General features: G+C 37.3%; 24 protein-coding genes, 1 pseudogene and 1 riboswitch. Of the genes and pseudogenes, 14 read left to right on the forward strand and 11 right to left on the reverse strand.

Annotation, left to right across the window (positions count from 1 at the left end):
* Positions 1-1,052: formimidoylglutamase (locus tag ON09_RS11005; RefSeq protein ID WP_010601118.1), on the reverse strand; the 1,052-nt coding region annotated here is incomplete at its 3' end.
* A 71-nt stretch (positions 1,053-1,123) separates the two neighbouring features.
* On the opposite strand from ON09_RS11005, the gene ON09_RS11010 reads away from it, so the two are divergent.
* The gene (locus ON09_RS11010) at positions 1,124-2,089 is read left to right on the forward strand and encodes an NAD-dependent epimerase/dehydratase family protein (RefSeq protein WP_010601119.1); all 966 of its coding nucleotides are present in this window, start codon (positions 1,124-1,126) and stop codon (positions 2,087-2,089) included.
* Positions 2,089-3,390 carry an HAD-IB family phosphatase gene (locus ON09_RS11015; RefSeq protein ID WP_010601120.1) on the forward strand — a complete coding sequence of 434 codons (1,302 nt, stop codon included), beginning with the start codon at positions 2,089-2,091 and terminating at the stop codon, positions 3,388-3,390. Before ON09_RS11010 ends, ON09_RS11015 begins: the two co-directional genes overlap by 1 nt.
* A gap of 80 nt (positions 3,391-3,470) precedes the next feature.
* On the opposite strand, the gene ON09_RS11020 is transcribed toward ON09_RS11015, so the two are convergent.
* Positions 3,471-4,760, reverse strand: coding sequence for a voltage-gated chloride channel family protein (locus ON09_RS11020; protein WP_010601121.1), 1,290 nt, complete (start codon positions 4,758-4,760; stop codon positions 3,471-3,473).
* 18 nt (positions 4,761-4,778) lie between these two features.
* Positions 4,779-4,841: riboswitch (Fluoride riboswitch) on the reverse strand.
* Between the two features lie 65 nt (positions 4,842-4,906).
* On the opposite strand from ON09_RS11020, the gene ON09_RS11025 reads away from it, so the two are divergent.
* A complete protein-coding gene (locus ON09_RS11025) occupies positions 4,907-5,872 on the forward strand; it encodes a tryptophan 2,3-dioxygenase family protein (RefSeq protein WP_010601122.1) in 966 nt (321 codons plus the stop codon).
* A gap of 138 nt (positions 5,873-6,010) precedes the next feature.
* Positions 6,011-7,075, forward strand: a complete 1,065-nt coding sequence (locus tag ON09_RS11030; protein WP_010601123.1) for a branched-chain amino acid aminotransferase — start codon at positions 6,011-6,013, stop codon at positions 7,073-7,075.
* 123 nt (positions 7,076-7,198) lie between these two features.
* On the opposite strand, the gene ON09_RS11035 is transcribed toward ON09_RS11030, so the two are convergent.
* The 5 genes from ON09_RS11035 to ON09_RS11055 all read right to left on the reverse strand — a co-directional run bounded on the left by ON09_RS11035 (position 7,199) and on the right by ON09_RS11055 (position 12,595).
* A complete protein-coding gene (locus ON09_RS11035) occupies positions 7,199-7,555 on the reverse strand; it encodes a DUF4920 domain-containing protein (protein ID WP_010601124.1) in 357 nt (118 codons plus the stop codon).
* Between the two features lie 445 nt (positions 7,556-8,000).
* Complete coding sequence (gene radA / locus ON09_RS11040; protein WP_010601125.1) at positions 8,001-9,377, reverse strand: DNA repair protein RadA; 1,377 nt, start codon at positions 9,375-9,377, stop codon at positions 8,001-8,003.
* A 189-nt stretch (positions 9,378-9,566) separates the two neighbouring features.
* On the reverse strand, positions 9,567-11,117 hold the full coding sequence (locus ON09_RS11045; RefSeq protein ID WP_010601126.1) for an Rne/Rng family ribonuclease: 1,551 nt from the start codon (positions 11,115-11,117) through the stop codon (positions 9,567-9,569).
* Positions 11,118-11,402: 285 nt separating this feature from the next.
* A complete protein-coding gene (locus ON09_RS11050) occupies positions 11,403-12,281 on the reverse strand; it encodes a tetratricopeptide repeat protein (RefSeq protein WP_010601127.1) in 879 nt (292 codons plus the stop codon).
* Between the two features lie 11 nt (positions 12,282-12,292).
* Positions 12,293-12,595, reverse strand: coding sequence for an HU family DNA-binding protein (locus ON09_RS11055; RefSeq protein WP_010601128.1), 303 nt, complete (start codon positions 12,593-12,595; stop codon positions 12,293-12,295).
* Between the two features lie 168 nt (positions 12,596-12,763).
* Here ON09_RS11055 and mutY point away from each other — a divergent pair, with 168 nt between their 5' ends.
* Positions 12,764-13,807, forward strand: coding sequence for an A/G-specific adenine glycosylase (mutY, locus tag ON09_RS11060; protein WP_010601129.1), 1,044 nt, complete (start codon positions 12,764-12,766; stop codon positions 13,805-13,807).
* A gap of 72 nt (positions 13,808-13,879) precedes the next feature.
* Complete coding sequence (locus tag ON09_RS11065) at positions 13,880-14,317, forward strand: single-stranded DNA-binding protein (RefSeq protein ID WP_010601130.1); 438 nt, start codon at positions 13,880-13,882, stop codon at positions 14,315-14,317.
* Positions 14,318-14,491: 174 nt separating this feature from the next.
* Here ON09_RS11065 and glmS read toward each other — a convergent pair whose 3' ends face one another.
* From glmS to ON09_RS11080, 3 genes are all read right to left on the reverse strand, one after another.
* Positions 14,492-16,330 carry a glutamine--fructose-6-phosphate transaminase (isomerizing) gene (gene glmS / locus ON09_RS11070; RefSeq protein ID WP_010601131.1) on the reverse strand — a complete coding sequence of 613 codons (1,839 nt, stop codon included), beginning with the start codon at positions 16,328-16,330 and terminating at the stop codon, positions 14,492-14,494.
* 127 nt (positions 16,331-16,457) lie between these two features.
* Positions 16,458-17,846, reverse strand: coding sequence for a DUF4270 domain-containing protein (locus tag ON09_RS11075; RefSeq protein ID WP_010601132.1), 1,389 nt, complete (start codon positions 17,844-17,846; stop codon positions 16,458-16,460).
* Between the two features lie 21 nt (positions 17,847-17,867).
* A complete protein-coding gene (locus ON09_RS11080) occupies positions 17,868-18,692 on the reverse strand; it encodes a glycogen/starch synthase (protein ID WP_029204282.1) in 825 nt (274 codons plus the stop codon).
* A gap of 149 nt (positions 18,693-18,841) precedes the next feature.
* On the opposite strand from ON09_RS11080, the gene panC reads away from it, so the two are divergent.
* The 4 genes from panC (at position 18,842) to ON09_RS11100 (ending at position 22,431) form a co-directional block, all read left to right on the forward strand.
* Entirely contained in the window at positions 18,842-19,687 is an 846-nt protein-coding gene (gene panC / locus ON09_RS11085; protein ID WP_010601134.1) for a pantoate--beta-alanine ligase, read from the forward strand.
* Between the two features lie 138 nt (positions 19,688-19,825).
* Complete coding sequence (gene panD, locus ON09_RS11090; RefSeq protein ID WP_010601135.1) at positions 19,826-20,176, forward strand: aspartate 1-decarboxylase; 351 nt, start codon at positions 19,826-19,828, stop codon at positions 20,174-20,176.
* 4 nt (positions 20,177-20,180) lie between these two features.
* Positions 20,181-21,158 carry a lysylphosphatidylglycerol synthase transmembrane domain-containing protein gene (locus ON09_RS11095; protein ID WP_262495822.1) on the forward strand — a complete coding sequence of 326 codons (978 nt, stop codon included), beginning with the start codon at positions 20,181-20,183 and terminating at the stop codon, positions 21,156-21,158.
* A 133-nt stretch (positions 21,159-21,291) separates the two neighbouring features.
* Entirely contained in the window at positions 21,292-22,431 is a 1,140-nt protein-coding gene (locus ON09_RS11100; protein WP_010601137.1) for an acyl-CoA dehydrogenase, read from the forward strand.
* A gap of 67 nt (positions 22,432-22,498) precedes the next feature.
* On the opposite strand, the gene ON09_RS11105 is transcribed toward ON09_RS11100, so the two are convergent.
* Positions 22,499-22,843 carry a phage holin family protein gene (locus tag ON09_RS11105; protein ID WP_010601138.1) on the reverse strand — a complete coding sequence of 115 codons (345 nt, stop codon included), beginning with the start codon at positions 22,841-22,843 and terminating at the stop codon, positions 22,499-22,501.
* A 48-nt stretch (positions 22,844-22,891) separates the two neighbouring features.
* Between ON09_RS11105 and ON09_RS11110 the strand changes: the two genes are divergently transcribed.
* The 4 genes and pseudogenes from ON09_RS11110 to ON09_RS11125 form a co-directional block, all read left to right on the forward strand.
* Complete coding sequence (locus ON09_RS11110) at positions 22,892-23,293, forward strand: hypothetical protein (RefSeq protein ID WP_157258929.1); 402 nt, start codon at positions 22,892-22,894, stop codon at positions 23,291-23,293.
* A gap of 121 nt (positions 23,294-23,414) precedes the next feature.
* Positions 23,415-23,879 (forward strand): ribosome assembly cofactor RimP, encoded by a 465-nt coding sequence (gene rimP / locus ON09_RS11115; RefSeq protein ID WP_010601140.1) that lies wholly within the window; start codon positions 23,415-23,417, stop codon positions 23,877-23,879.
* 2 nt (positions 23,880-23,881) lie between these two features.
* The gene (gene nusA / locus ON09_RS11120) at positions 23,882-25,126 is read left to right on the forward strand and encodes a transcription termination factor NusA (RefSeq protein WP_010601141.1); all 1,245 of its coding nucleotides are present in this window, start codon (positions 23,882-23,884) and stop codon (positions 25,124-25,126) included.
* 61 nt (positions 25,127-25,187) lie between these two features.
* A pseudogene (locus ON09_RS11125) lies at positions 25,188-26,038 on the forward strand (translation initiation factor IF-2); the annotation flags it as partial.

Consider the following 26,038-nt stretch of genomic DNA (forward strand, 5'->3'; position numbering starts at 1 on the left):
ACCTGCATCCACCAACGATCTGATTTTTTACTCTTTACAAATGCCATTTCCCCTGAACCATCTTTTAAACTGGTTCTATAAATCATAAATTGCGATTTTGGCGTTAAAGGGAAATCTTTTTTCCGGGCATAAAAGCCATCTATAAAATACCAGATCATTTGCGCCAGTAAAAAGGCGGTTTGGCTATTATTGTCATAAGCCGGATTAAACTCATAAAATCCTATTGATGTTAACTTATCGTTCATGCCGGCATAACGGGCAATTCTGCAAGCTTCTTCGCCATCAAAGCCATTTGGTGTTGTATTTGCATTTGCAGCTGCATCTGCCGAACGAATTGCGCCAAGATCGAAACTAATCATATTCGCATTGCGGATAATTGGTTCTGTTAAAGTAATATCCTGTGCAAATTCGCCTAATCTATGCACATCAAAATACAGCTTATCCATCACACTCAAACTCTCCTGGTTTACAAAATAAGTCTGATAGCCGATATTGCTGTAGTTAAACAGATAGTTGGGTTGATGAAGAAATATTTTATTTAAATAGCAATCTGACCGGGTTGCAATTCCTTCATTGTCATCATCGCCAATATCAAATTGATTATCAATAATCACCAAATCAACTTTTTGCTCTAAATCTTCATAACCAAGATATTGTGCATAAGTTAAATCCTGTCCTCCACCAATGATAACTGGAATAATATCTTTCTTGATCAGCTCCGAAACCACCATTTTAACGGCAACATAAGTATCAGCTATCGTAGCCCCATGTTTTATATTTCCTAGGTCAACAATTCTACTTGTAAAAGCGCCTTCATTTAATTTATAAAACTTTTCTCTGAAATAATCCGGTGCCAGCGCACAGCCTTCGTTATTAACCGCACCTCTACCATCCAGTACGCCGAAAATGGCTAAATCGTAAGTGTTTTCTTCAAAATCAGGAAATGATTCTGTAAAAATGTGGGCTTTTAAACCCAGCTGACTGGTTAAAAATCCTTGTTTTGGTGTAAAACTATCTACGTTTACTGGGGAAAAGAAATCCGTTAATGACATATATTTAAAACTCTCGGCTCAAATATCTATTTTTGAATGCGTATTTCCACATATAGCTCGAAAAAAATAAAATGATACTGGTAACCGGAGGCACGGGATTTTTAGGATCTGAATTAATAAAACAGTTAACCAATAAAGGTTTAGCTGTTCGGGCGTTGAAACGGAAAAACTCAAAAATTCCCGCACTCATTTCAGCTATCAGCACAATAGAATGGATTGAAGCCGACATCAATGAACTTTCTGATTTAGAAGATGCTTTTGAAAATGTTACGCAGGTTTACCACTGTGCGGCATTTGTTTCACTTAGTGCCAGGCACAAAAAAAAGTTGTTTCATGTAAATATAGATGGCACATCTAGTATCGTAAACCTTTGTATAGAACATAACTGCAGGCTTTTACATGTAAGCTCTGTTGCTGCATTGGGGCTTGCAAAAAAAGGGAATAAAGAAATTACTGAAAAGGATTTTTGGGAATATGATGCAAAAGCCCATGCTTATGGTCTGTCTAAGTACGAGGGTGAAATGGAAGTTTGGCGGGGCATTAATGAAGGTTTAAATGCGGTAATCGTAAACCCATCAGTAATTATTGGCAAAAATGCGGGCTTTGAAGGAAGCGGTGCCATTTTCAAACTGGTAAAGGATGGCTTCCCATTTTATACTGATGGCGCATCGGGTTTTGTAGATGTTGAAGATGTTGCCAAAACGATGATTTTATTGATGGATAGTGAAGTTTCAGGAGAGCGCTATATCATTTCCGCGGGAGATGTTCATTACAAACACTTGTTTACTCAAATCGCAAACGGTTTTGGAGTTAAGCCACCTACCAAAGAAGCAAAACCCTGGATGCTTGGCATAGCCTGGAGGGCATTGAAATTTATTTCTGTTTTTACTGGTAAAGAGCCATCAATAACAAAAGATACCGCAAACAGCAGTGTTACGTTAAGTTATTACAATAATAATAAGGTGATTGATCAAACTGGAATCGTTTTTAAACCAGTTGAACAAAGCATTCGAGAAATTATCCAACATTTAAAATAATGCCCAAACAAAAAGCGTATTACATTATCGATTTCGATAGCACTTTTACACAGGTAGAAGCGCTTGATGAACTCGCCAGAATCTCTTTGAAGAACCACCCAGACAAAGAGGCTATTTTCCAAAAAATTGAAGACTATACCAACTTTGCAATGGAAGGTAAACTTTCCTTTTCCGAAAGTTTGGCGCAGCGAGTTAAGCTTTTAGAAGCGAATGAAGACCATCTAAAGCTGCTGATTAAACATTTAAAGAAAAAAGTCTCCACTTCATTTTCCCGCAATGCTGAGTTTTTCAAAAAACATGCAGATGAAGTACTCATCGTTTCCGGAGGATTTAAGGAATTTATCACCCCGGTAGTGAGTCAGTATCATATTAAAAAGGAGAATATTTATGCCAACACTTTTGTAACCACAGGTGATGGAAAAATAATCGATTATGACCATGCCAATCCTTTGAGCGAGGAAGGCGGGAAGGTGAAATTGTTGCAGCATTTAAAGTTGGAAGGCGAACTGTTCGGTATTGGTGATGGTTATTCTGATTTTCAATTACGCGAAAGTGGATTGATTAACAAGTTTTTTGCTTTTACGGAAAATATTGCCCGTGAAAGTATTGTTTCCAGGGCCGATCATGTTACACCGAGTTTCGACGAGTTTCTTTACGTAAATGATCTGCCAAGAGCCATTTCTTATCCAAAAAATAGAATCTTGTGTCTGGTTATCGGTAATGTAGATCCTTTAACTATTTCCATATTAAAAAATGATGGTTTATCCATCAGGCATAAAACCTCGTTTGAAGAAAAATATGTGAAGGATGTTGGCATCATCATTTTCGGTGACGGAGAGAAAATGGATAGGGAACAATTGAAGAACGCAGCCAAGCTCAAAACGATTGGTTATTTAGGTAACGCTAAAAACAAAATTGACCTAGACCTTTGTACCAAACAAGGCATCGTGGTTTTCGATGATCCGAAAAATAATCCCCGAAATATTGATTTTGTACCTAAGCGTGTTGCAGATTTTATGAATACGGGCGCAACTTACCTAAGCAGCAATTTTCCCAATTTACAGTTGCCTAAAATTGATAAATCGCATAGGTTAATTCATATTCACAAAAACGTTCCGGGTATCATGGCCAAAATTAATACCGTTTTTGCTAAACATGATATTAATATTGTGAGTCAGTTTTTAATGACTAACCCTGAAATTGGATATGCCATCACAGATATCAATACAGAATACGATAAACAGTTATTTAAATCACTGAAGAAGATTGAACATACCATCAAGTTTAGGGTATTGTATTAATTTACAAGGCTTTGGGAGCTAAATTATCGATTTGATAAATGTAAGTTGCCAAAGCCAATTCACAAAGTGCTTAGCAGAAACTATCGTAAAAACTGATGCCTTTTTAAAAATAAATGCTTAGGACTGCCAATCATTTGCGATCTGTATATACCCTTGTGGCCAGAAAATAAATAGGCTGTTATGCAAGCCAAGGCGATGTAAACTCCTGAGTCGGTTCCAAATAATTCTACACCCATAAAAATACAAGCCAATGGCGTATTTGCCGCCCCAGAAAAAACGGCAACAAAGCCCATTCCTGCCAATAACCCAACGGGTAAAGGCATAAAAACACTCAAGAAACTGCCTAGTGTTGCACCTATAAAAAACAATGGTGTTACTTCTCCACCTTTAAATCCACAGCCTAAGGTTAGTGCTGTTAAAAAGAGTTTAATGGCAAAAGTATAATAGGGTTCTTGCTTCGTAAACGATTCAGAGATAACAGGGATACCCAAGCCAATAAAGCGAGTATTATCAATTAGATAGATCATGGCAATAAGTAAAATCCCTCCAAAAAGTGGTCTTAAAGGTGGATATTTGATAATACTAAATAGGTTTGAAATGGAATGATTTAGGGCGGAAAAGCTTCTGGCGGTTAAGCCAAATAAAATTCCAGCTGTCATCGATAATAGTAAAGATATCGTATTCATTTCTGGTACTGCTGATATTGAATAGTGTGTATGGTCAACACCCCATGCTTTGCAAGCATAATCAGCAATTATAGCAGTAATAAACGAGGGCAAAATGGCACTGTACATTAAAGATCCAACTACAAAAACCTCCAACCCAAAAACAGCACCAGCCAGTGGTGTTCCAAAAACGGATGCGAAGCCCGCACTTATGCCGCTGATTAAAATGATTTTTCGATCATTAGGGTTTAGTTTAAATAGCTTAGTAAATTGATCTGCAAAAGCGCCACCAATTTGAACGGCCGTTCCCTCTCGTCCGGCAGAGCCACCAAATAAATGAGTAATAATAGTGCCTGCGAAAATAAGAGGTGCCATAACCAGTGGTATTATTTTTTTTGGCGATTGTAATTCCTCAATTAAAAGATTATTTCCCTTTACTACTTCTTTACCCCAATATTGGTAAGCCAAACCAATAACTAAACCGGCAATAGGCAAAATTGAAATTATCCAGAGATGGCTTTCGCGATAATTCGTTGCCCAATCAAGAGTTACTAAAAATAATGCAGAGGCAGAGCCAACAATGCATCCAATCATTACAGAAAAGAATAACCACTTAAGAATATTCAAGAAAACGCGACCAAAATCTTGCTTTACTAAGAGACTGAAAGACAGAAGAAATTCTTCCGTTAACTTTTTAACAGGCATTTGAATTCAATTTTAAATAAAATCGTAGGAGTCATCAGCCTGTTCGGGCGGTTTTGGCGGTACCCCATCGCCATTGCTTCAAAAGTAGAGATTTTTAGTTAGTTCTACCAAAATCTTTATCAACTTTGCATGGATAAAACAAAACAATGGATTTTACACCAGAAATTAAAGATAAACTAAATCAACTACAGGAAAAGTATACTGCAATGGGGCAGGATATGGCCTCCTATCTTGATGGCTTGCTTTATGCCGATTTTCTAACCTATTGGGATTACATCCACCTGGATACCCTGTTGAGTCTGCAAAGTCCGAAAACGCCTATTCCTGATGAGGAAATTTTTATCATGTATCATCAGATAACTGAACTTTATTTTAAACTGGCTTTACATGAGTGCAGACAAATTGCGGAGCATGAAAATTTAACAGCTGAGTTTTTTACAGCTAGGGTTAAAAGAATCAATGCATACTTTAATGCTTTGACTACTTCTTTTGAGGTTATGGTTGATGGCATGGAGAAAGAGCAATTTCTGAAATTCCGCATGTCGCTTCTGCCTGCAAGTGGTTTCCAATCTGGTCAATACCGTATGATTGAAATTTGTGCCACAGATTTTATCCGCCTGGTGGATAAAAGCAAACGTGATGAACTAAGTAACGCAACCATTGAAGAACAATTTGAAAATATCTATTGGAAATTCGGTGCAACCGAATTAGCAACTGGAAAACAAACTTTAACTTTAAAGCAGTTTATTAAAAAATATGCTGCTCAATTTTTGCAGCTGGCTAAAGATCGTTCTTTAACCAATTTTTCTGCGCTTTATCATCAACTGGCTGCTAAGGGAGCAGATGTTTCGGTGCTTGCCGAAGAATTACGTAAGCTTGATCTGTATGTAAATGTAGAGTGGCCTTTGTCTCATTATAAATCTGCCGTTCGATATTTGGAAAAAGACCCTGTTGATGTGGCTGCAACTGGTGGAACAAACTGGCAAAAATATTTACCCCCACGTTTTCAAAAAAGAATCTTTTATCCATTTTTATGGACGGACGAGCAGATGGCAGAATGGGGTAGAGGATGGGTGCTTAGTGTACTCAAAACACTCAAAAACAAAGATTAATATTATAAAACACTATTAGAAAAGCTCGTTTTTTCCTAATTTGCGCAAATACAACAATGATCGAATAACTGAAAGATTAAGTGGGTTAATTTGCAGCTTGCATATCATTCAAAATTCTATCATTCAAAATTTAATAATATGACCGAGACATTAGATATAAAAATCACTAAAGCTGATCAGACACGGTTGACAGTTACTGATTTTTCTCAATTACCGTTCGGTAAGGTTTTTACCGATCACATGTTTACCGCTGATTATGAAGACGGCGAATGGAAAAATTTACAAATTATTCCTTACGGACCTATTCCAATGAGTCCGGCAATTTCAGCGCTTCATTATGGTCAGGCTATTTTCGAAGGCTTAAAAGCTTATCGCCAACCAGATGGTAAGATTAGTGTTTTTCGAGCTGATAAGAATTTTGAACGCTTCAATAAGTCAGCTGCCAGAATGTCGATGCCAACTATTCCTGAAGAAGTTTTCATGCAGGGTTTAGCAGCACTGATAAATGTTGATGAAAAATGGGTGCCAAATCAGGAAGACTATGCCCTGTATGTTCGTCCAGTGATGTTTGCAACCGATCCTTACCTTGGAGTAAAAGCTTCAGATACATATAAGTTTGCTTTGTTGACCACACCAACTGGTCCGTATTATAGTTCAGCATTGAAAGTTAAGATTGAGACTGAATTTACACGTGCAGATGAAGGAGGCGTTGGTTTTGCTAAAACTGCTGGAAATTACGCCCGTTCTTTGTATCCTTTCGAGCAAGCAAAAAAGGAGGGTTTTGATCAGTTAATCTGGACAGATTCAGTTACTCACGAGTATATTGAAGAAGCTGGAACAGCCAATTTAATTTTTGTAATTAATGGTAAATTGATTACGCCTTCCGTACGCAGCACCGTGTTGGATGGTGTCACTCGCGATACCATTATCAAACTTGCAAAAGAAGCTGGCATTGAGGTTGAAGAACGCCGTGTTTCTGTGAAAGAAGTAATTGAGGGAATTGAAATTGGAAGCTTAACGGAAGCTTTTGCTGCAGGTACTGCTGCAACAGTAACTCACGTAGGTGAAATTGGTTACCTTGGCGAAACCTATAAATTAACCGATCCATCTACAAGAAATGTTTCAAATGGAATCGCTAAAAAACTAAATGATATTCGTTACGGTTTGGCAACAGATGAATTTGGTTGGAACTGGGTTTTATAGTTCAATCTATTAGCATAAAAAAAGCCTCAAAATTTTTAAAATTTTGAGGCTTTTTATTGAGCTATCCTTTGCGCTTTAATCCTTGCTCTTTGCTCTTTTATCTTTGCTCTTTAATCCTTGCGCTTACTTATCCAAAATCACTACGCCTTTAGCTTCAAAAGCCAATTCCTTTTTAGGGTCAGTAATTTTTGCAACTTCTTCAGGAGATTTCTTGGCATCTTCTGCATAGTGGCGTAAAGTTTCTACAGAGATGGTTTGTTTTTTAGCAATGCCATCTAAAACAACATTTTTTCCTACAATATCCATTGGCATAAAGAAAGCGTAATCTTTAAACGTTACCCGCATCGGATCGCCATTTGGCATTTGTAAAGTCATCCAACAGCCTTTTTTCTTACAAACATCAACAACTTTACCTTCAATTTTCATATCAACGGTTTTTTTATCACCCATTGCTGCTTCCATTTGAGCTGCAGGCTTCACGTTGCCTGGTTTAACCTCTTCGCCAAATTTTTGGCCAGTATATGCTGTCTGGGCAAATCCGATTGCTGCAAATAGGCAAAAGCCTAGGCTTAATATGATTTTTTCATCGTTTATTTATTATTGTTCCTGTTATTTATCTGAATCAAAGTTATTTAAATTTTTTCTAAATATGTAAAGACAAAAAAAATACCTCGCTAGCTCTCACTAACGAGGAAAATCATCCCTATTGTTATAGATCACATCCCATGATGTACAACATATTACCTTAGGCAAATGTCAATCCAAAATGCCAAAGTATAAGGGTTTGTATGTTATTTGACTGATTATTAGTGTTTTGATAGTTTTTGAGGTGGTGTGCCAAAAATATTGCTATTGTGTAAGTGGGTAAATCGTTCAGCTATTTGTAGAATAGTGGGTATGAAATTCCCCGTCTTACTCTATCCAACTAACCAAAAATCATTTCGAAAACCTCTTCAATTTTACTTACAGCTTTAACTTCCAAGTTATATTTCGAAATATCTATTCCCTTTAAATTATACTTAGAAATATAAATGGTTTCAAAGCCTAACTTATCGGCTTCTGCAATACGTTGCTCAATCCGGTTTACCGCTCTAATTTCTCCGGATAAGCCTACCTCTGCCGCGAAACAACTTTTTGATGATATTGGAATATCTTGTTGTGATGAAATGATTGCAATGAGTACTGCCAGATCAATGGCTGGATCTTCTACTCTGATTCCACCAGCAATATTTAGAAACACATCTTGTGTACTTAGTCTGAAACCACAACGTTTTTCTAAAACAGCCAGGAGCATATTCATTCTTTTGGTATCAAAACCGGTCGCAGATCTTTGTGGGGTACCATAAGCTGCAGAACTCACCAATGCCTGCGTTTCAATAAGCATTGGCCGAGCGCCCTCAAGCATAGCTGAGATTGCAATCCCACTCAGTTCTTCATCACGCTGTGACAATAAAATTTCCGAAGGATTAGATACCTCTCTTAAACCACTTCCCTGCATTTCATATATGCCCAATTCTGCTGCGGCTCCGAAGCGATTTTTGATTGAGCGTAAAATGCGGTAAACATGGTGTCTGTCGCCTTCAAATTGCAAAACGGTGTCAACCATGTGTTCTAATATTTTCGGCCCCGCAATGGCGCCATCTTTCGTAATATGGCCGATCAGGAAAACCGGAACACCTGTTTCTTTTGCAAAACGCAATAGCTCTGCTGTACATTCCCTAACTTGCGATACACTTCCGGGAGTGGAATCAATATGTGAAGAGTGTAAGGTCTGAATAGAATCTACAACCAGAATTTCTGGTTCCAAAATCTCAATTTGTTTAAATATGTTTTGGGTTGATGTTTCTGTTAAAATATAACAATCTGAAGATGGGGTTTCTTTAATTCGTTCAGCCCGCATTTTAATCTGCTGTTCACTTTCTTCACCAGATATATACAGTAATTTTTTGCCTTTTAGGTTTAAGGCCAGCTGTAACATCAATGTGGATTTACCAATGCCTGGTTCTCCTCCTATTAAAACCAGCGAACCTTCTACTAATCCCCCTCCTAAAACCCTGTCTAACTCTTTGTCGCCAGTTAAAATTCTTCTTTCTACTGATGATTGAATATCATCAACTTTACTAGGTTTACTTAATTTTCTAGAGCTGGTTTCTGTTTTCCATGTTGGAACTGAAGTTGCCGCTTTTTCAACGATTTCCTCTACAAAGGTATTCCATTGTGCACATGATGGGCACTTTCCAAGCCATTTAGCTGATTCATAGCCACAACTCTGACAGAAGTATGCTGTTTTTGTTTTTGCCAATTGATTATTGATTTTTAGATTACGAATTTAACCTTTCTGTATGAGAAATCTTGTAGGTTTAACCCGTGTAATTTATGGTAAGAGCCCTATTGTTCCTGCATCACTTTGAAATCTGCCAGGTGTGGAAAAACTCTTAAGCAAAAAAGCCTGAATTATAATAATCCAGGCTTTTGTTAAATGTGTTTTGAGTTATAATTTGATCTCTTCATCTTTTGAGGAAATGAAGTGAAACTCATTTAAGTAATAAGATGATTGTGCCTTCACTTTAATCCATTGGCCATATTTAAAGAACCAACGGCGTTGAAGGTTGAAAATTCCTTTGGTAATGTAAGCTTCGATATAGGGATGAACGCTAAGGGTTACGCCTTTTTCATTCTGCTCACGTAAAATATAATTCAGGTTATTTTCAATATCATCCATTAAAACGATACTCGCTTTAATTTCGCCGGTGCCACCACAGGCAGGGCATTTCTCTACCGTAACAATATTCATCTCCGGACGAACACGTTGTCTGGTGATTTGAACTAAGCCAAATTTACTCGGAGGTAAAATGGTATGTTTCGCTCTATCCAATAACATCAGCTCACGCAAATAATCGAATAGCATTTTACGGTTTGTTGGCTTGTGCATATCGATAAAATCGATTACCACAATGCCGCCCATATCACGCAAGCGCAATTGACGGGCAATTTCTTTAGCCGCCTCTTTATTTACCTGTAAAGCATTTTCCTCCTGGTTTTCTTTACTGGCAGTGCGGTTTCCACTGTTCACGTCTATTACATGAAGTGCTTCGGTGTGTTCTACAACCAAGTAGGCGCCACCCGGTAAGTTTACTGTTTTGCCGAAAGCGTTTTTAATTTGCTTTTCTATTCCAAAATGATCGAAAATAGGTTCCTTCTGCTTATAAAGTTTTACGATTTTTTCCATCTCTGGAGAAATATCGTGTACATAAGAACGTATATCATCGAACAGCTCAGGTGTGCTCACATAAACATTTGTAAAATCAGGGTTCAGAATATCACGAATTAACGTAGATGATCTGTCCATTTCTCCCCAAACTCTTTTTGAAGGTTCGGTAGAAGGAACTTTCTTGATGAAGTTTTCCCATTTTGCAATCAAATCTAAAAGATCTTTTTGCATTTCAGCAACTCCACGTCCTTCAGAAACGGTTCTGATAATCACCCCAAAATTTTGAGGTTTAATACTTTCAATAATCTTTTTTAAGCGATTACGTTCGGTATTACTTTTAATTTTTTTTGATACAGATATGGTATTGGAGAATGGCACCAGTACCACATACCTGCCGGCAATCGAAATGTCGGAACTTAAACGTGGTCCTTTAGTAGAAATTGGCTCTTTGGCAATTTGTACAGGAAGAAGCATGTTTTTAGAAAGCACATCAGAAATTTTGCCTGCCTTGTTTATGTCGGCTTCTAGCTTTAAATTGTCTAATAATGTGCCTGTAACCGAGCCATTACGCTTGATCTTCGTTAGCTTAATTAAAGATTGCACCTGAGGGCCCAAATCAAAATAATGCAAAAAGGCATCTTTTTCGTAACCAACATCCACGAAAGCAGCATTCAGGCCAGGCATAATTTTTTTAATGCGGCCCAAATAAATATCACCTACGGCGTAGTTATTATTGATTTGTTCTTTGTGAAGCTCAACAAGTTGTTTGTCTTCAATCAACGCTATGGTAACTCCGGCAGGAGTCGAATTGATAATTAATTCTTTTACCAACAGCTACAGATTTAAGGCTTTCGCCTATTAACAAATGGATAGTATAAACGCGAAAAACATTGATCCAGCCTAAATCTTTATATAATGAAAACTATATAAATAATTTAAACCTCACAGCGAATACTGTGAGGTTTAAAAGGCTTTGATCAAAATAAGAACTTATTTTTTCTTATGTCTGTTTTTTCTTAAACGTTTTTTACGTTTGTGGGTAGCCATTTTATGTCTTTTTCTTTTTTTACCGCTTGGCATAGTTTTAAGTTTTAAATGTTTTTATTAATCTGTTAATTAATTTTTATTCTTTAGTTCAGCCACCTTCTTATCAATAAATGAAGATAAGGTTGGGTCAGCCGCTAATTTTTTGCTGTTTAAATAAGCATCAACTGCTTCTTTGTTTCTGCCTAGATTTTCTAAAGCTGTTCCAAGGTAGAAATAGGCTTCAGGCGTAGGAGATGTAGCAATCACTGTGTTAAAACGTGGAATTGCCTTATCAAACTGACCTGATTTTATTGAGAAGATACCTAAATTCATATTTGCCTTAACATTTTTAGGTTCTTTAGCAACAACCTCAAGCAACATTGCAATACCCTGCATTGGTGCGCCTAAGCCATTTACTATTGTTACACCTAAGCCAGTTTTAGCTTCAATGTTTGTAGAATCTTTCTCTAGTGCATTCTTGTAAGATGTATTCGCTTTCTGCAATAAAGCAGGTTGAGCTAAACTATCTTGCGTACTCTCAAAAGCCTTTATAAATTTATTACCCGCCGCTACCCATGTTTTTGTTGATGGTTCACTTTGTGCAACAATTTCTAAATAAAGTGCTGACGGAGTGATTTGCTCTACGTCATCCCATTTCTGGGCCAGTTGTTTCGCTAGTTCAATTTTCTCTGCACCATTAGCACCTTTATAACTGTTTTCTAAAGCTGTAATGTCTGTAGCTAAACTTTTGTTTAATACATTTTTAGCTGCTATAGATGAAGTTTCGATGCTTAATACTGATGAAGTTGATGGTGTTTCTGCGCCGGCCATTTGTCCATTTGCAGGCATTTTACCATTTTCTTCTGTCGGTTTTACTAAACCTTTAATGTCTCTTGTAAATAGAAAAGCAACAAGCAATAAAACTGCTCCAATGATAATGATTTGTTTTGATCTTATGCTGCTATTCATATAAATAAGACTTATGCTTCTACGCTAATTTTTTTTGAGTTACTTTTAACTTTATCTACAAAAACTTTCGCTGGTTTAAAGCTAGGTACAAAGTGTTCTGGGATAATTATTGCAGTGTTTTTAGAGATGTTTCTTGCAGTTTTCTGTGCTCTCTTTTTAACAACAAAGCTTCCGAAGCCTCTTACGTATACATTTTCACCGCCAATCATGCTCGTTTTGATAACCTTGAAAAATGCCTCAACTGTTTCCTGTACATCAACCTTCTCAATTCCGGTTTTTGTTGATATTTCTGAAATAATATCTGCCTTAGTCATATTTACTTATTTATATATATTGTGTTTTAATATTACTACTGTTTTGGGGTTGCAAAAGTATTGCTTTTTAATGAGATAGGGAAATAAAAGATGATTTTTTTATCTGTTATGTTATCACTCGATTGCAAGATTTTTTTAAAACCAATAATTACACCGTAATTTGCAGGGATGACATTCCAAAATGAACTGATAAATTGGTATCAAATAAATAAAAGAGATCTACCCTGGCGGCATACAAAAGATGCTTATATAATCTGGTTATCAGAGATTATACTCCAGCAAACACGTGTTGAACAAGGGCTACCATACTTTATTAAGTTCTTAGAAAACTTCCCGACAGTGAATGATTTTGCATCGGCTACTGAAGCCCAGGTTTTAAAGCTTTGGCAAGGCTTAGGTTATTACTCAAGAGGAAGAAACATGCATAAAACAGCTCAAATTGTTGTCAATAACTTCAGTGGAGTATTCCCAAATCTGCATGATGAGTTATTAAAATTAACCGGAATTGGAGAATATACAGCTGCTGCAATTTCCTCTTTTTCATCTGGTGAGGCCAGAGCTGTTGTAGATGGCAATGTTTTTAGGGTGTTATCCAGATATTTCGGCATTGATACGCCAATCAATTCTCCAGCAGGTAAAAAACAGTTTTTTACATTGGCGAATGAATTACTTTACCAGGATGATCCTGCTTTATACAATCAGGCGATAATGGAATTTGGCGCCATGCAGTGCAAACCTAAATCTCCAAATTGTGGCATTTGCCCGTTAAGTCAAGGCTGTTTTGCTCTTAATCATCAGCAGGTTAATGAACTTCCCATTAAAATTCGCAAAGCCGCTCAAAGGCATCGTTATTTAAATTATTTTATTTGCCAGGAAGGCAATCAGATTTTAGTTAGGAAACGGAAGGCTGGTGATATTTGGCAGCACTTATATGATTTTCCAAGTATCGAAACGGTGAACGAATCTGCGTTAAATGAGGAGAACTTTATTTCTTCAGTTAAAGAATCATTTGGACAAAATACAGTTTTTACACATTTAACAAGTAGAAAACACATTTTAACGCACCAAATTATCCATTTGCGTTTTTTTGTATTAAAAAATTATATATTTAACTTTAATAAACAAAAGGAACTTAATTGGGTTTCTTTAGATAAGTTAGATGAGTTACCGCAGCCAAAAGTTATTCATGATTTTATACTTGAATACCTTTAAAAATCAGGATGGATTAACTAACCATCTTGGCGAATATTCACTACAAGAAGAAAAAACTAACCAAAAATATTTATGTCTGGCATTAACAAAGTGATTTTAGTAGGCCATTTGGGCAAAGACCCTGAAGTTCGTCATTTAGATGGCGGAGTTACCGTAGCAAGTTTTCCCCTAGCTACATCCGAAACCTACAATAAAGATGGAAAACGAGTAGAACAAACGGAATGGCATAACATTGTTTTATGGCGTGGCCTTGCCGAAGTCGCATCTAAATATCTCCAGAAGGGAAAACTAGTCTACATTGAAGGAAAACTTAGAACAAGATCTTTTGAAGACAAAGAAAAAGTGAAGAAATACGTAACTGAAATTGTGGCCGAAAACTTTACCATGTTAGGAAGGAAAAGTGATTTTGAACAAACTCCCGCAGCATCTGTCCCTCAAAGTACAGAGCCAAAGATTCAGGATGAGTTTACAATAGGGCCTTCTGATGAAAATGGGGATTTGCCATTCTAAATATTCATGGAGCAGAAATACAAGTTAGCGCAGCCTGTATTGAACCTCCATCATCATTTTAATTGTTAAACATTTTAACTTAAAATACACGTTTCACAATACATTCACTTTAAAGCTGGCAGACTTTGTTGGTTTAAAAACCTGCCCATTTTGAATGAGCAGGTTTAAATTGGGTTATTCTACTGTTACAGATTTAGCCAAATTTCTTGGCTGATCAACATTACAGCCACGCATTACTGCGATATGATATGATAATAATTGTAATGGAATAGTTGCCAGAAGCGGTAAAAATGCTTCATTAGCATCTGGAATTTCAATGCAGTAATCTGCCATTTTTATAACTTCAGTATCACCTTGTGTTACGATAGCAATTACTTTACCTTTTCTCGCTTTAACTTCCTGAATATTGCTGATTACTTTTTCATACGATGAGTTTTGTGTTGCAATGAATACAACTGGCATTTCTTCATCAATTAAAGCAATTGGTCCATGTTTCATTTCGGCAGCAGGATAACCTTCTGCGTGGATATATGAAATTTCTTTCAGCTTTAATGCACCTTCAAGGGCTACAGGGAAACCACTTCCTCTTCCTAAAAATAAGCAGTTGGTAGAATCTTTAATTTTTTCTGCCACTTCTTTGATGATATCATTTGACTCCAATGCTTGCTGGATTTTCTCAGGGATATTATCAAGTTCAGTTAGCAATTCAATCATTTTTGAAGTGGTAATTGTACCTTTCTGCTGTGCCATGTAGAAGGCCATCAATGTTAAGACAGTAACCTGTGCGGTAAATGCTTTTGTTGATGCTACACCAATTTCGGGCCCTGCATGGGTATAAACGCCTGCATGAGATAACCTTGGAATAGATGCACCCGCAACATTGCAGATACCAAAAATGGTAGCGCCTCGCTCTTTTGCCATCTCAATAGCTGCCATGGTATCTGCTGTTTCACCTGATTGTGAAATAGCGATAACTACATCTTTCTCTGTAATGATTGGATTACGGTATCTAAATTCTGATGCATATTCAACTTCTACCGGAATCCGGGCATGTTCTTCGATTAGATACTCTCCAACCAAACCGGCATGCCACGATGTGCCACAAGCTACAATGATAATTCGATCTATGTTTTTCAGCTTTTCGGCATATTCTTTTATTCCTCCAAGCTGAACTTTTCCATCTTCAGGATAAATACGGCCACGCATACAATCTTTGATAGATCTAGGTTGCTCATAAATCTCTTTCAACATGAAGTGGTCGAAACCACCTTTTTCGAGCATTTCAAGTTTTAGTTCAAGCTCCTGGATTAATGGTGTTTGCACTACATTATCTAGTTGCTTAACCAAAAGATCATTCTTAGTGATTAACGCAATTTCATTATCATTTAAATAAATTACGTTTTTGGTATACTCGATAATTGGAGTGGCATCAGAGGCAATAAAGTACTCACCTTTGCCTACACCTATTACCATCGGGCTTCCTTTTCTGGCAGCAATTAATTGATCTGGATTTTCCTTATCCATGATTACAATGGCGTAAGCGCCGCTAACTTCATGAAGTGCTAAACGTACCGCTTCAAGCAAGTCTATCTGCTCAATTTTTTGGATTTCTTCAATTAAATGAATAAGAACCTCTGTATCCGTGTCACTTTTAAATTCATGTCCACGCTGTATTAACTCTTCCTTTAGCGTTGCATAATTTTCAATAATACCGTTGTGGATAATAGACAACTTTTCATTATTCGAAGTATGTGGATGCGAATTGCGATCTGAAGGAACACCATGGGTCGCCCATCTGGTATGCCCCATACCAATTGTTCCCGAACGATCTTGGCTTTCGGCAAAATCTTCCAAAACAGCTACTTTCCCTGCTTTTTTGTAAATATGCTGACCGCTTTCATTCATTAATGCTATTCCGGCACTATCATAACCGCGATATTCTAAACGTTTTAAACCTTTTAAAACTATTGGCCAGGCTTCTCTATGGCCAATGTAGCCGACTATTCCACACATAAATTGAGATATAATTAATTAGGCGAAGATACAAAACAAACGTTTGTTTCATAGCATAATATAATTTTACAAAAAAGCCCCGGCAGTTGTTCGAACTACCGAGGCTTTTGTGAAAAGTTGGTTTCCCTTAATTTATTTTTGTATAATAAATATTCAGTTTCATTTTGTTGGTCGCATTTCCAGCAGCGCCAATTACGGCTCGTCCTGCTGATGTCACGGACGGCGTGAGTTGGAACTGGTTTAAAGATGTAGGAGCCAGAAACGTTCCGAAATCAGTCAGTTTTTTATCAATCAAATCCTGCACGTAAGCCGTTACGACAAAAACATATCTGTTTCGAACTGAGTCATAATATCCACCAAAAACAGCATCTGTAAGCTGGCGAGGATCACCAGTATTGCCTTGATTATGATCAGGAACATTTGTTGGTTGTTCTGCAATGTCCCAACGATAAAGCGAAAGTCTTGATGCCGGTGCAAATGGATTTGTGAACGTTCCTGCGCTTAAATCTACAACCAGTTCTGCTTTGTTTACAACTGCCTTGCCGTAGGTATTAGTGAAGTTAGCCAATGTAGGAAATGAGATTTTTGTTTTCACGCCCGCCAAAGCTTGTAAGTACGTTACATTATACTGGGTATTTGCATTTGCTGGTAATAATTGCGTAGCGACCTCTGTTCCTGTGTAATCATGTTTGATATTTGCTGCAGCACCCGATGGGCTTACAGGAAAATTGACTGTCACAGTATCCCTACCACTGGTAGTATTATTTTTTTTATAAACCATTTGCAGGTAGGAGTTTGTACCAGTAAGATCTAAAAAGGCAATACCACCAGTTCCTGTAGTCGAAGTTTTATTTACCTGCGCATAAAACCCCTTAAAATAATCTACAAATTTAGCAGCTGTAGAAGTTGCGGCAGGAGCGAGGTTTAATAAGTTGTTTTGAATAAAGTCTTTATCTAATTTAATCCTGATTTGAGCCGGGACGGTTTTTAACGTATCGGCTTTACCTGAAATAATATCAAAAATTTTGATAGGCGTTTTTGGAAAAATTTTGCTGCTAAAATTACCTAATAGTGCGCTATTATATGCCTGTACATCTGAGCTTTTAAAATTGGTTACTTTGTTGGTAAGCTGATAAACATCGATGCTATATTTTGTACTCGCTGTATCGCCATAAAACTGTGTACCTAAGTTCAATACCAATATCGCTGAATCCAAAACTGGAGATGTGCCAAAATCGTAACTTGTAGTACCTGGAACGATCGTCATGGCTACGCTTGATTCTGTTTTGCCAAAAATTGGATCAACCATATAACCAAGTGGATAACTTCCGATGCTAGCGGTAGTCACATCGCCTTCTTTTATCGTTTGCGATTTTATAGGTTCGTTGTTTACTAATGTACCAGTAATTGCTGTGCTCGGATCTACATCCAAACCAACACCATCCGGATTTTTACACGACGCAAAAAGAAAAAGACCTATCAACAGGGTTAATAAGTCTTGTTTTGTAAATTTCATATTTAAAATAATAATACCTAATTAAGCAACAGAAACCAATTCGTCATTTGAAATTTCTTCGTAAAACGAATAGAAGTTTTCAAAATTCTCGGTTAAGTTAAAAGCTAATGTTGGCTTATTGGAATCTTTAACAAATTTTAACACATCTTTGTCTAAGTTTTCATCTGCTAAAACAACTGCGTCAGAGTGAGTTACAGCGCCAATGTGCATGCTGTTGCAGTCTGATGGTAAGAAGGCTTTTGTATCCTCTTCAGTCATATTGGCCATTACAGCTTTTTTAGCGAAGTTAGCGTTCAATTTCTCCTCAAAACAATCTTCATAAATAGAATAAACTACTTTAGAGTTTTTGAAAGTAGGATCGTTTTTATAAGTAGTTTTAATGTAAGCAGGTACTAAAGAGCTCATCCAGCCATGGCAGTGAACAATATCTGGAGCCCATCCTAATTTTTTAACAGTTTCCAAAGCGCCTTTGCAGAAGAAAATTGTACGTTCATCGTTATCATCGAAGAATTTCCCGCTAGCATCTCTAAATACCTGCTTGCGTTGAAAATATTCCTCGTTGTCTAAGAAATAAACCTGCATGCGTGCAGCTGGGATGGATGCTACTTTAATAATTAAAGGATTATCATTGTCATCAATAATGATGTTCATTCCCGATAAGCGAATTACTTCGTGTAAACGATTTCTTCTTTCGTTGATGTTACCAAATTTAGGCATCAAGATGCGGATTTCGAATCCTTTCTCTTGCATGGCTTGAGGTAATTGACGTGTGATTTCAGAAATTTTAGTAAGCTCGAGGAAAGGCGACATCTCGTGTGTAACAATCAGCAGCTTCGTTTTTGCCATCTCCATATTCTAAGAAAATATTAAGTTAAATAAAAGATAATGAGCCGCAAAGATAAGCATAATAATACTATTTATCAATATAGACAAGCATTTGTTTGGTTTCGTTTAGATTATTTTACACCTTTACCGCTTTAACTTAGATTGTCCAATTGGAAATATTTAAAACCAAATCAGCGCTGGAGGCTTTTTTAAAACCTCTCAAAGCATCAAAAAAAAAAATAGCGCTCGTACCCACAATGGGTGCTTTGCACAATGGCCATATTTCACTTATTGAGCTGGCCAAAACATATGCAGATATTATTGTTTGTAGCATTTTCGTCAATCCAACGCAGTTTACCGATCCTAAAGATCTGGAAAAATATCCCCGCCCAATTGAACACGATTTAGCCATGCTTAATGAGGCAGGTTGCAGTGGTGTCTTTATGCCAAATATAGCTGAAATGTATCCCCAGGGGGCAGATGAAAACTGGCATATTGATTTAGGCAAAGCAGAATTTCTTTTGGAAGGTGAGTTTAGAAAAGGTCATTATCAAGGGGTAACACAAATTGTAAAAAAACTCTTTGATGCCGTTGAGCCTGATGTGGCCATGTTCGGTCAAAAAGATTTTCAACAGGTTTTAATGATTAAAAACATGCTTGCTTATTTTCATCTGCCTATTAAAATTATCACTTGTCCGATTATCAGAGAAGATGACGGCTTGGCAATGAGTAGCAGAAATATCCATCTTTCTCCGGTCGATCGTGAAAACTCGCTGGTACTAAGCAAATCGCTTCAATACGTAACAGACCATTTCAATGAATTTTCATTAGATGAGCTTGAAGAAAAAGCAAAGCGATTTTATCAAGGTATTGAAGGGGTAGAGCTTGATTATTTTACGATTGTCAATGGCGATACTTTAGAAAAGGCAAAATCGAAAAACGAAAACAGTTTAGTGGCTTTGGTGGCGGCAAAGGTTGGGGCAACAAGATTGATTGATAATATGATTATAAAGTGATGTGAGATGGAGTTAAACTGTAGATTGCAGTCCATTCATCATTTGTTTTCTGTTGTATATTAACCATAATCTATAACCCATTTTCCATATTCCATCTTCCAGTGGTGAAAACTCCAAACTGATTACTAACTTTGCCAAATGATTATCACAATATTAAAATCGAAAATACACCGTGTTAGGGTAACTCAAGCCGAATTGAATTATGTTGGTAGTATTACGATTGATGAAGATTTGATGGATGCAGCCAACATTATAGCAAATGAGAAGGTGCAGATCGTAAATAATAATAATGGCGCTCGTTTTGAAACTTATGTGATAAAAGGGGAGCGTGGCACAGGCACTATTTGTTTAAATGGTGCAACGGCTCGCCTGGCTCAGTTAGGCGATGTTTTAATTATCATGTCTTACGGTGCGCTTCCAATTGAAGAAGCTAAACAGTATAATCCGATCCTTGTATTCCCAGATGACAATAATCACTTGCTAAAATAATTTTGTGATACCCAATCTCAAAACAGCGCTGAAGTTTTTAATCCTGTTTTTGATGGGTATAGGTGTTTTATATTTAGCATTTAGAGGACAAGATTTAACAAGTATCTGGCTGGAAATAAAAAAAGCCAATTATTTTTGGGTCTTCACATCAGCAGCATCAGTTTTAATAGCACATGTTTTAAGAGCTTTAAGATGGCAAATGCTTTATGGGTCTATTAAATATAATATTAGTTTTTGGAGTTCCTATCATGCGTTGATGGTCGGCTATTTAGCTAACCTTGGTTTGCCACGTTTTGGTGAAATTGTTCGATGCAGTATTATCCAAAAAACTGAAAAAGTACCTATGTTCGCTTCCATTGGTACAGTAATTACAGAAAGGCTTCTCGATGTGCTGGCATTATTTGTAAGCAGTTTGGGCCTGCTTATTTTTCAATACGAGATTGTAGGAACTTTTCTGCAGAATGTTATCTATCTCAATATTAGCGAAAAGTTACGTTCAATTAATTATGCATGGCTAACGGCACTAGTTGCTATTGGGCTGCTTATTCTAGTAGTTGCTATTTACTTTTTAAGACAAAAATTTAGCAGGAAATTTTTGAAAATATTCGTGAGCCTAAAGCAGGGGTTTGGATCATATAAAAAACTCAAACGAAAAGGCTTATTTTTACTTTACACCTTCGGCATTTGGCTACTTTATGTACTATCTATGTATTTCTGTTTTTCGGCAATAAGTGCCACAAGCAGTTTAGGTTTTAATGCGAGTTTAGCCGCAATGGTATTTTCTGGCTTTGCAATGGTGGCACCGGTTCAAGGTGGTATTGGTGTCTTTCATTGGATGGTTGCCCAATCACTAGTCCTATATTCTATTCCTTTTAAAGATGGACTGGCTTGCGCTACAATTATCCACTCTTCCCAGTTTTTATTAACGCTTCTTCTAGGGTGCATCAGTTTATTTAAAGTATTGATTAATCAGCGGCGATAACAACTGCATACAACTATTAGCTGCTTAGAAATTCATTGATTAACGATTAATTGCAATTAATTGCTATGCAGCCATAGTATTTTTCAATTGGAAATGCTACATTTGGTGTACTAACCTTTTATACATAAATGTTATGCATTTTGAATTAAATGAAGAGCAATTGATGATCCAGCAGGCTGCCCGAGATTTTGCGCAGCAAGAACTAAAGCCTGGAGTAATCGATCGAGATGAGCATCAGAAATTTCCTGCTGAGCAAGTTAAAAAACTAGGCGAACTGGGTTTCTTAGGGATGATGGTCAATGAGAAATACAATGGCAGTGGTCTGGACGCGATTTCTTATGTTTTAGTAATGGAAGAATTGTCCAAGATTGATGCATCTGCATCGGTTGTGGTTTCGGTAAACAATTCATTAGTATGTTATGGTTTAGAAGCTTATGGTAGCGAGGAACAAAAGGAAAAATACCTTAAGCCGTTAGCATCGGGAGAAAAAATTGGTGCATTCTGTTTATCGGAGCCAGAAGCAGGATCTGATGCGACTTCTCAACGTACAACCGCTGAGGATAAAGGAGATTATTACTTGCTAAACGGAACAAAAAACTGGATTACCAATGGCAGTACGGCTTCCACCTATCTTGTTATCGCACAAACCCATCCAGAACTTAGACATAAAGGAATTAACGCCTTTATCGTAGAAAAAGGAATGGAAGGTTTTACCATTGGGCCAAAAGAAAACAAATTGGGCATTCGTGGCTCTGACACACATTCTTTAATGTTCAATGATGTTAAGGTGCCAAAAGAAAATAGAATCGGCGAAGAGGGTTTTGGTTTTAAATTCGCCATGAAAACTTTAGAAGGCGGCAGAATAGGAATTGCTGCACAAGCTTTGGGTATTGCACAAGGAGCATTTGAATTGGCTACCCAATATGCAAAAGAGCGTAAATCATTCGGCAAACCAATTTCAGAACACCAGGCCATTGCCTTTAAATTGGCTGACATGGCTACGCAAATTGAGGCTGCCAGGTTATTAGTTTACAAGGCCGCCTGGTTAAAAGATCAAGGCCTGCCATATACACAGGCCGGCTCAATGGCAAAGTTGTATGCTTCAAAAGTAGCTATGGATGTAACCATTGAAGCTGTTCAGGTTCATGGCGGGTATGGCTTCGTTAAAGAATACCATGTGGAGCGCTTAATGCGTGATGCAAAAATTACGCAGATTTACGAGGGGACTTCCGAGATCCAGAAAATGGTGATCTCAAGAGAGGTGATTAGATAGTTTTGAATCCGAAGTCTATAGTCCTTAGTCCAATCGACTCCAGACTATAGACTTACAACTTTTATCCTTATTCTTTTTCTCCGGCAATGGCGCCGAAAATTGCTTTAATTAAGGCCACAATAATCGCTAGAAATGCTGCTGCTAGGAAACCTGATGTATTGAAAGAACTCATCATATTATCTACCAAAAGAATCATCAATACGGTGATAATAAATGACACCAAGCCTAATGTTAAAAAGTTAATAGGAAAGGTTAATAATCTTAAAATAAAACCAATCGTAGCATTGGCAAGGGCAATTAAAATGGCTGCAATAATTGCATTTCCATAACCATCAATTGATACACCGGGAACCAGTTTTGCGCCAATGTAAAAGGCAAGTCCCATCAAAAGAACTTCAATAATAAATCTCATAATCGTTAATTTTGTAAAATGTTTAAATACTTCTTTAAATATTTGGCCATGTTTGCAATCGCAATGTTTGCACTAGCGTGTTCACATACAAACAACAAACCAATCATTAAGTTTTCAGGGGATAGTGCTTCAATAATAATTAAAAATTTTGATGAAGCAAACTTGTTGCAAGTGAAGAATGCTTACTTATCCAATCCTGATTCGAATCAATTGGTATCGGTCTGGATGCAGCCAGGTGAATTGGATAGTTTGCAGGATGATTTGCCTGTTAAAGGTGCTTACAAAGTTGATGGCGATTCTCTGGTGTTTACTCCTGATACAGCTTTTCAAAAAGGGAGAATCTACGTTGTTGAAAGTTTCATCAATGTAGAATTTGCGAATGCCGGAAAGTTGATTTCGGGGGCGGCAAAGTATAATCTTCAACCCCAGCGAGAAATACTTAAGCGGTAATAATCAGCATAATAATTAACGCAAGTGTTTGATTTTTCATAAAGAATTCTTACATTTGCAGTGTAATCGAAGAAAAGAGAAGGGGACAATGTCCCCTTTTTCTATGAAATCAGGTTAAAATATGCAGGTAGAAAAGAGAGTTGCAGACCTCGTTGAGGAGAAAATTGCAGATCGGCCAGAACTGTTTTTGGTTGAAGTGAAAATGTTGCCAAACAATAAATTAATTATTCATGTTGATGGTGACGAAGGTATTAGCATACAGGATTGTGTAGCCATAAGCAGGCATGTTGGTTTTCATTTGGAAGAAGAAAATGTAATTGAGCAAGCTTATAATTTAGAAGTTTCTTCGCCAGGTGTGGGTGAACCTTTAAAGTTAAACCGTCAATACGTGAAAAACGTAGGGCGCACTTTGAATATTAAACTTAACGGTGGACTTAAAAAGGAAGGAAAACTTTTATCGGTTACAGAAAATAACCTGCTGATTGAAGAATCGGTTAAAGAAAAAGGGAAAAAAGCGACTACAGTTCAAACTGAAGTTTCGTTTAATGATATATTAGAAACCAGTGTGTTAATTTCATTTAAATAAAAATGAGTACTACAACAATTAATTTGATCGACTCTTTTCAGGAGTTTAAGGATTTTAAAAATATAGATCGCCCTACGGTGATCAGTGTGTTGGAAGAGGTTTTTCGTAGTATGTTACGTAAGAAATACGGAACTGACGAGAACTGTGACGTAATTGTGAATCCTGATAACGGGGATTTAGAGATCTGGAGAACGAGAAAAGTAATGGAGGATGGATTTTCTGAGGATGATGATTTAGAAATTGAACTTGCTGAGGTTTCTAAGTTAGATAACACTCTGGAAGTTGGCGATGATTATATCGAGCAAATTACGTTAGAGAGTTTCGGTCGCAGAGCGATTTTAGCTGCCCGCCAAACTTTGGTTTCTAAAGTTTTGGAATTAGAGAAAGACGAGATCTTCAAAAAATATAAAGATCGTGTTGGTGAGATTATCACTGGCGAGGTTTATCAGGTTTGGAAGAAAGAAACTTTGGTTTTAGATGATGAAGGTAATGAACTCTTAATGCCTAAAACTGAACAGATTCCAGCTGATTATTTCAAAAAAGGTGATTCTGTTAGAGCAGTAATCTCTAAAGTGGAAATGATTAACGCGAATCCAAAAATTATCATTTCGAGAACAGCGCCAGACTTTTTACAACGTTTGTTCGAGCTTGAGGTTCCAGAGATTTTTGATGGTTTAATCACTGTTAAGAAAATTGTTCGTGAACCAGGAGAGCGAGCTAAAGTTGCTGTAGAATCTTACGATGATCGTATTGATCCGGTAGGTGCTTGCGTAGGTATGAAAGGATCGCGTATCCACGGTATCGTTCGCGAATTGAAAAACGAAAATATTGATGTGATTAATTTCACAAATAACATTTCATTATACATTACCCGTGCTTTAAGCCCGGCGAAAATCACATCTATTAAATTGGATGATGAAACTAAACATGCATCGGTTTATTTAAAGCCAGATCAGGTTTCATTAGCAATCGGACGTGGCGGACACAACATTAAATTGGCTGGTAAATTAACTGGTTACGAAATTGATGTGTATCGCGAAGCTGGAGAAGAAAGTGACGAGGATGTGGATCTAGAAGAATTCTCAGATGAGATTGATAGCTGGATTATTGATGAATTAAAGGCTATCGGTTGCGATACTGCTAAGAGTGTATTGGCACTTTCAGTAGAAGATTTGGTAAAACGCACCGACTTAGAAGAAGAAACCATTAAAGAAGTGGTTCAGATTTTACAGTCAGAATTTGAATAAGTGGTGTAATTGCCAAATAAACACTACTTTTGTATTAATAAGAAAAAATAACAGGAGCTAAATGTCAGACGACAAACCAATCATTTTAATTAAAGCTATTAAAGAACTTAATATAGGCATGGGTACGGCCGTTGAGTTTTTAAACAAAAAGGGATTCTCTGCCGAGAAGAGCCCTATGTTTAAACTTACGGGAGACATGTATGATGCCTTATTAAAAGAGTATCAGGGAGATAAGATCGTAAGAGAAGAAGCCAAACAAATAGTGATTGGTAAAATACGTCGTGACGAGCCTGAGACTGAAAAACCAGTAGAAGCGCCGAAGAAAAATACCGACTTTGAAAAAAGCGATGAGATTCTGATTAAGAATGCTCAGTCATTTAATCCTCCGGCAGAGAAACCAAAGGTTGTTGAAACACCTGCCCCTAAGGTAGAAACTCCAACTCCTGCGGCAGCAGCGCCAGTGAAAGAAACCAAGGCTGAAGATAAAGCTGAAGAGGCTGGCTTACCAGGCGTAAAAATTGTAGGAAAGATCGACCTAAATGATCTTAACTCAAAAACTCGCCCTGTAAAAAAGGAAGAGGCATCAGTTACTCCTCCTGCTCCGGCAGCGAAGGAAGAAGCGCCAGCTAAACCAGTTGAGCAGCCAAAAGCTGAAGAAAAACCAGTTGAGGTTAAAAAAGAAGAGACACCAGTAACTCCGCCTGCGCCGACTGAGCCAGCAACTCCTGCCGCGAAAGCAGCAGAGCCAGCTAAACCAGTTGAGCAACCTAAAGCAGAAGAAAAACCTGCTGAAGTTAAACCAGCAAGCAATGAGCCTGAAGTTATAAAAGCACGTACCGTTAAATTAACTGGCCCGAATATTATTGGTAAAATTGTTTTGCCAACAACTCCGGATAGAAGAAGTGTGTACGT

The organism is Pedobacter agri PB92, assembly GCF_000258495.1.
In the GTDB taxonomy this organism is placed as follows: Bacteria; Bacteroidota; Bacteroidia; order Sphingobacteriales; family Sphingobacteriaceae; genus Pedobacter; species Pedobacter agri.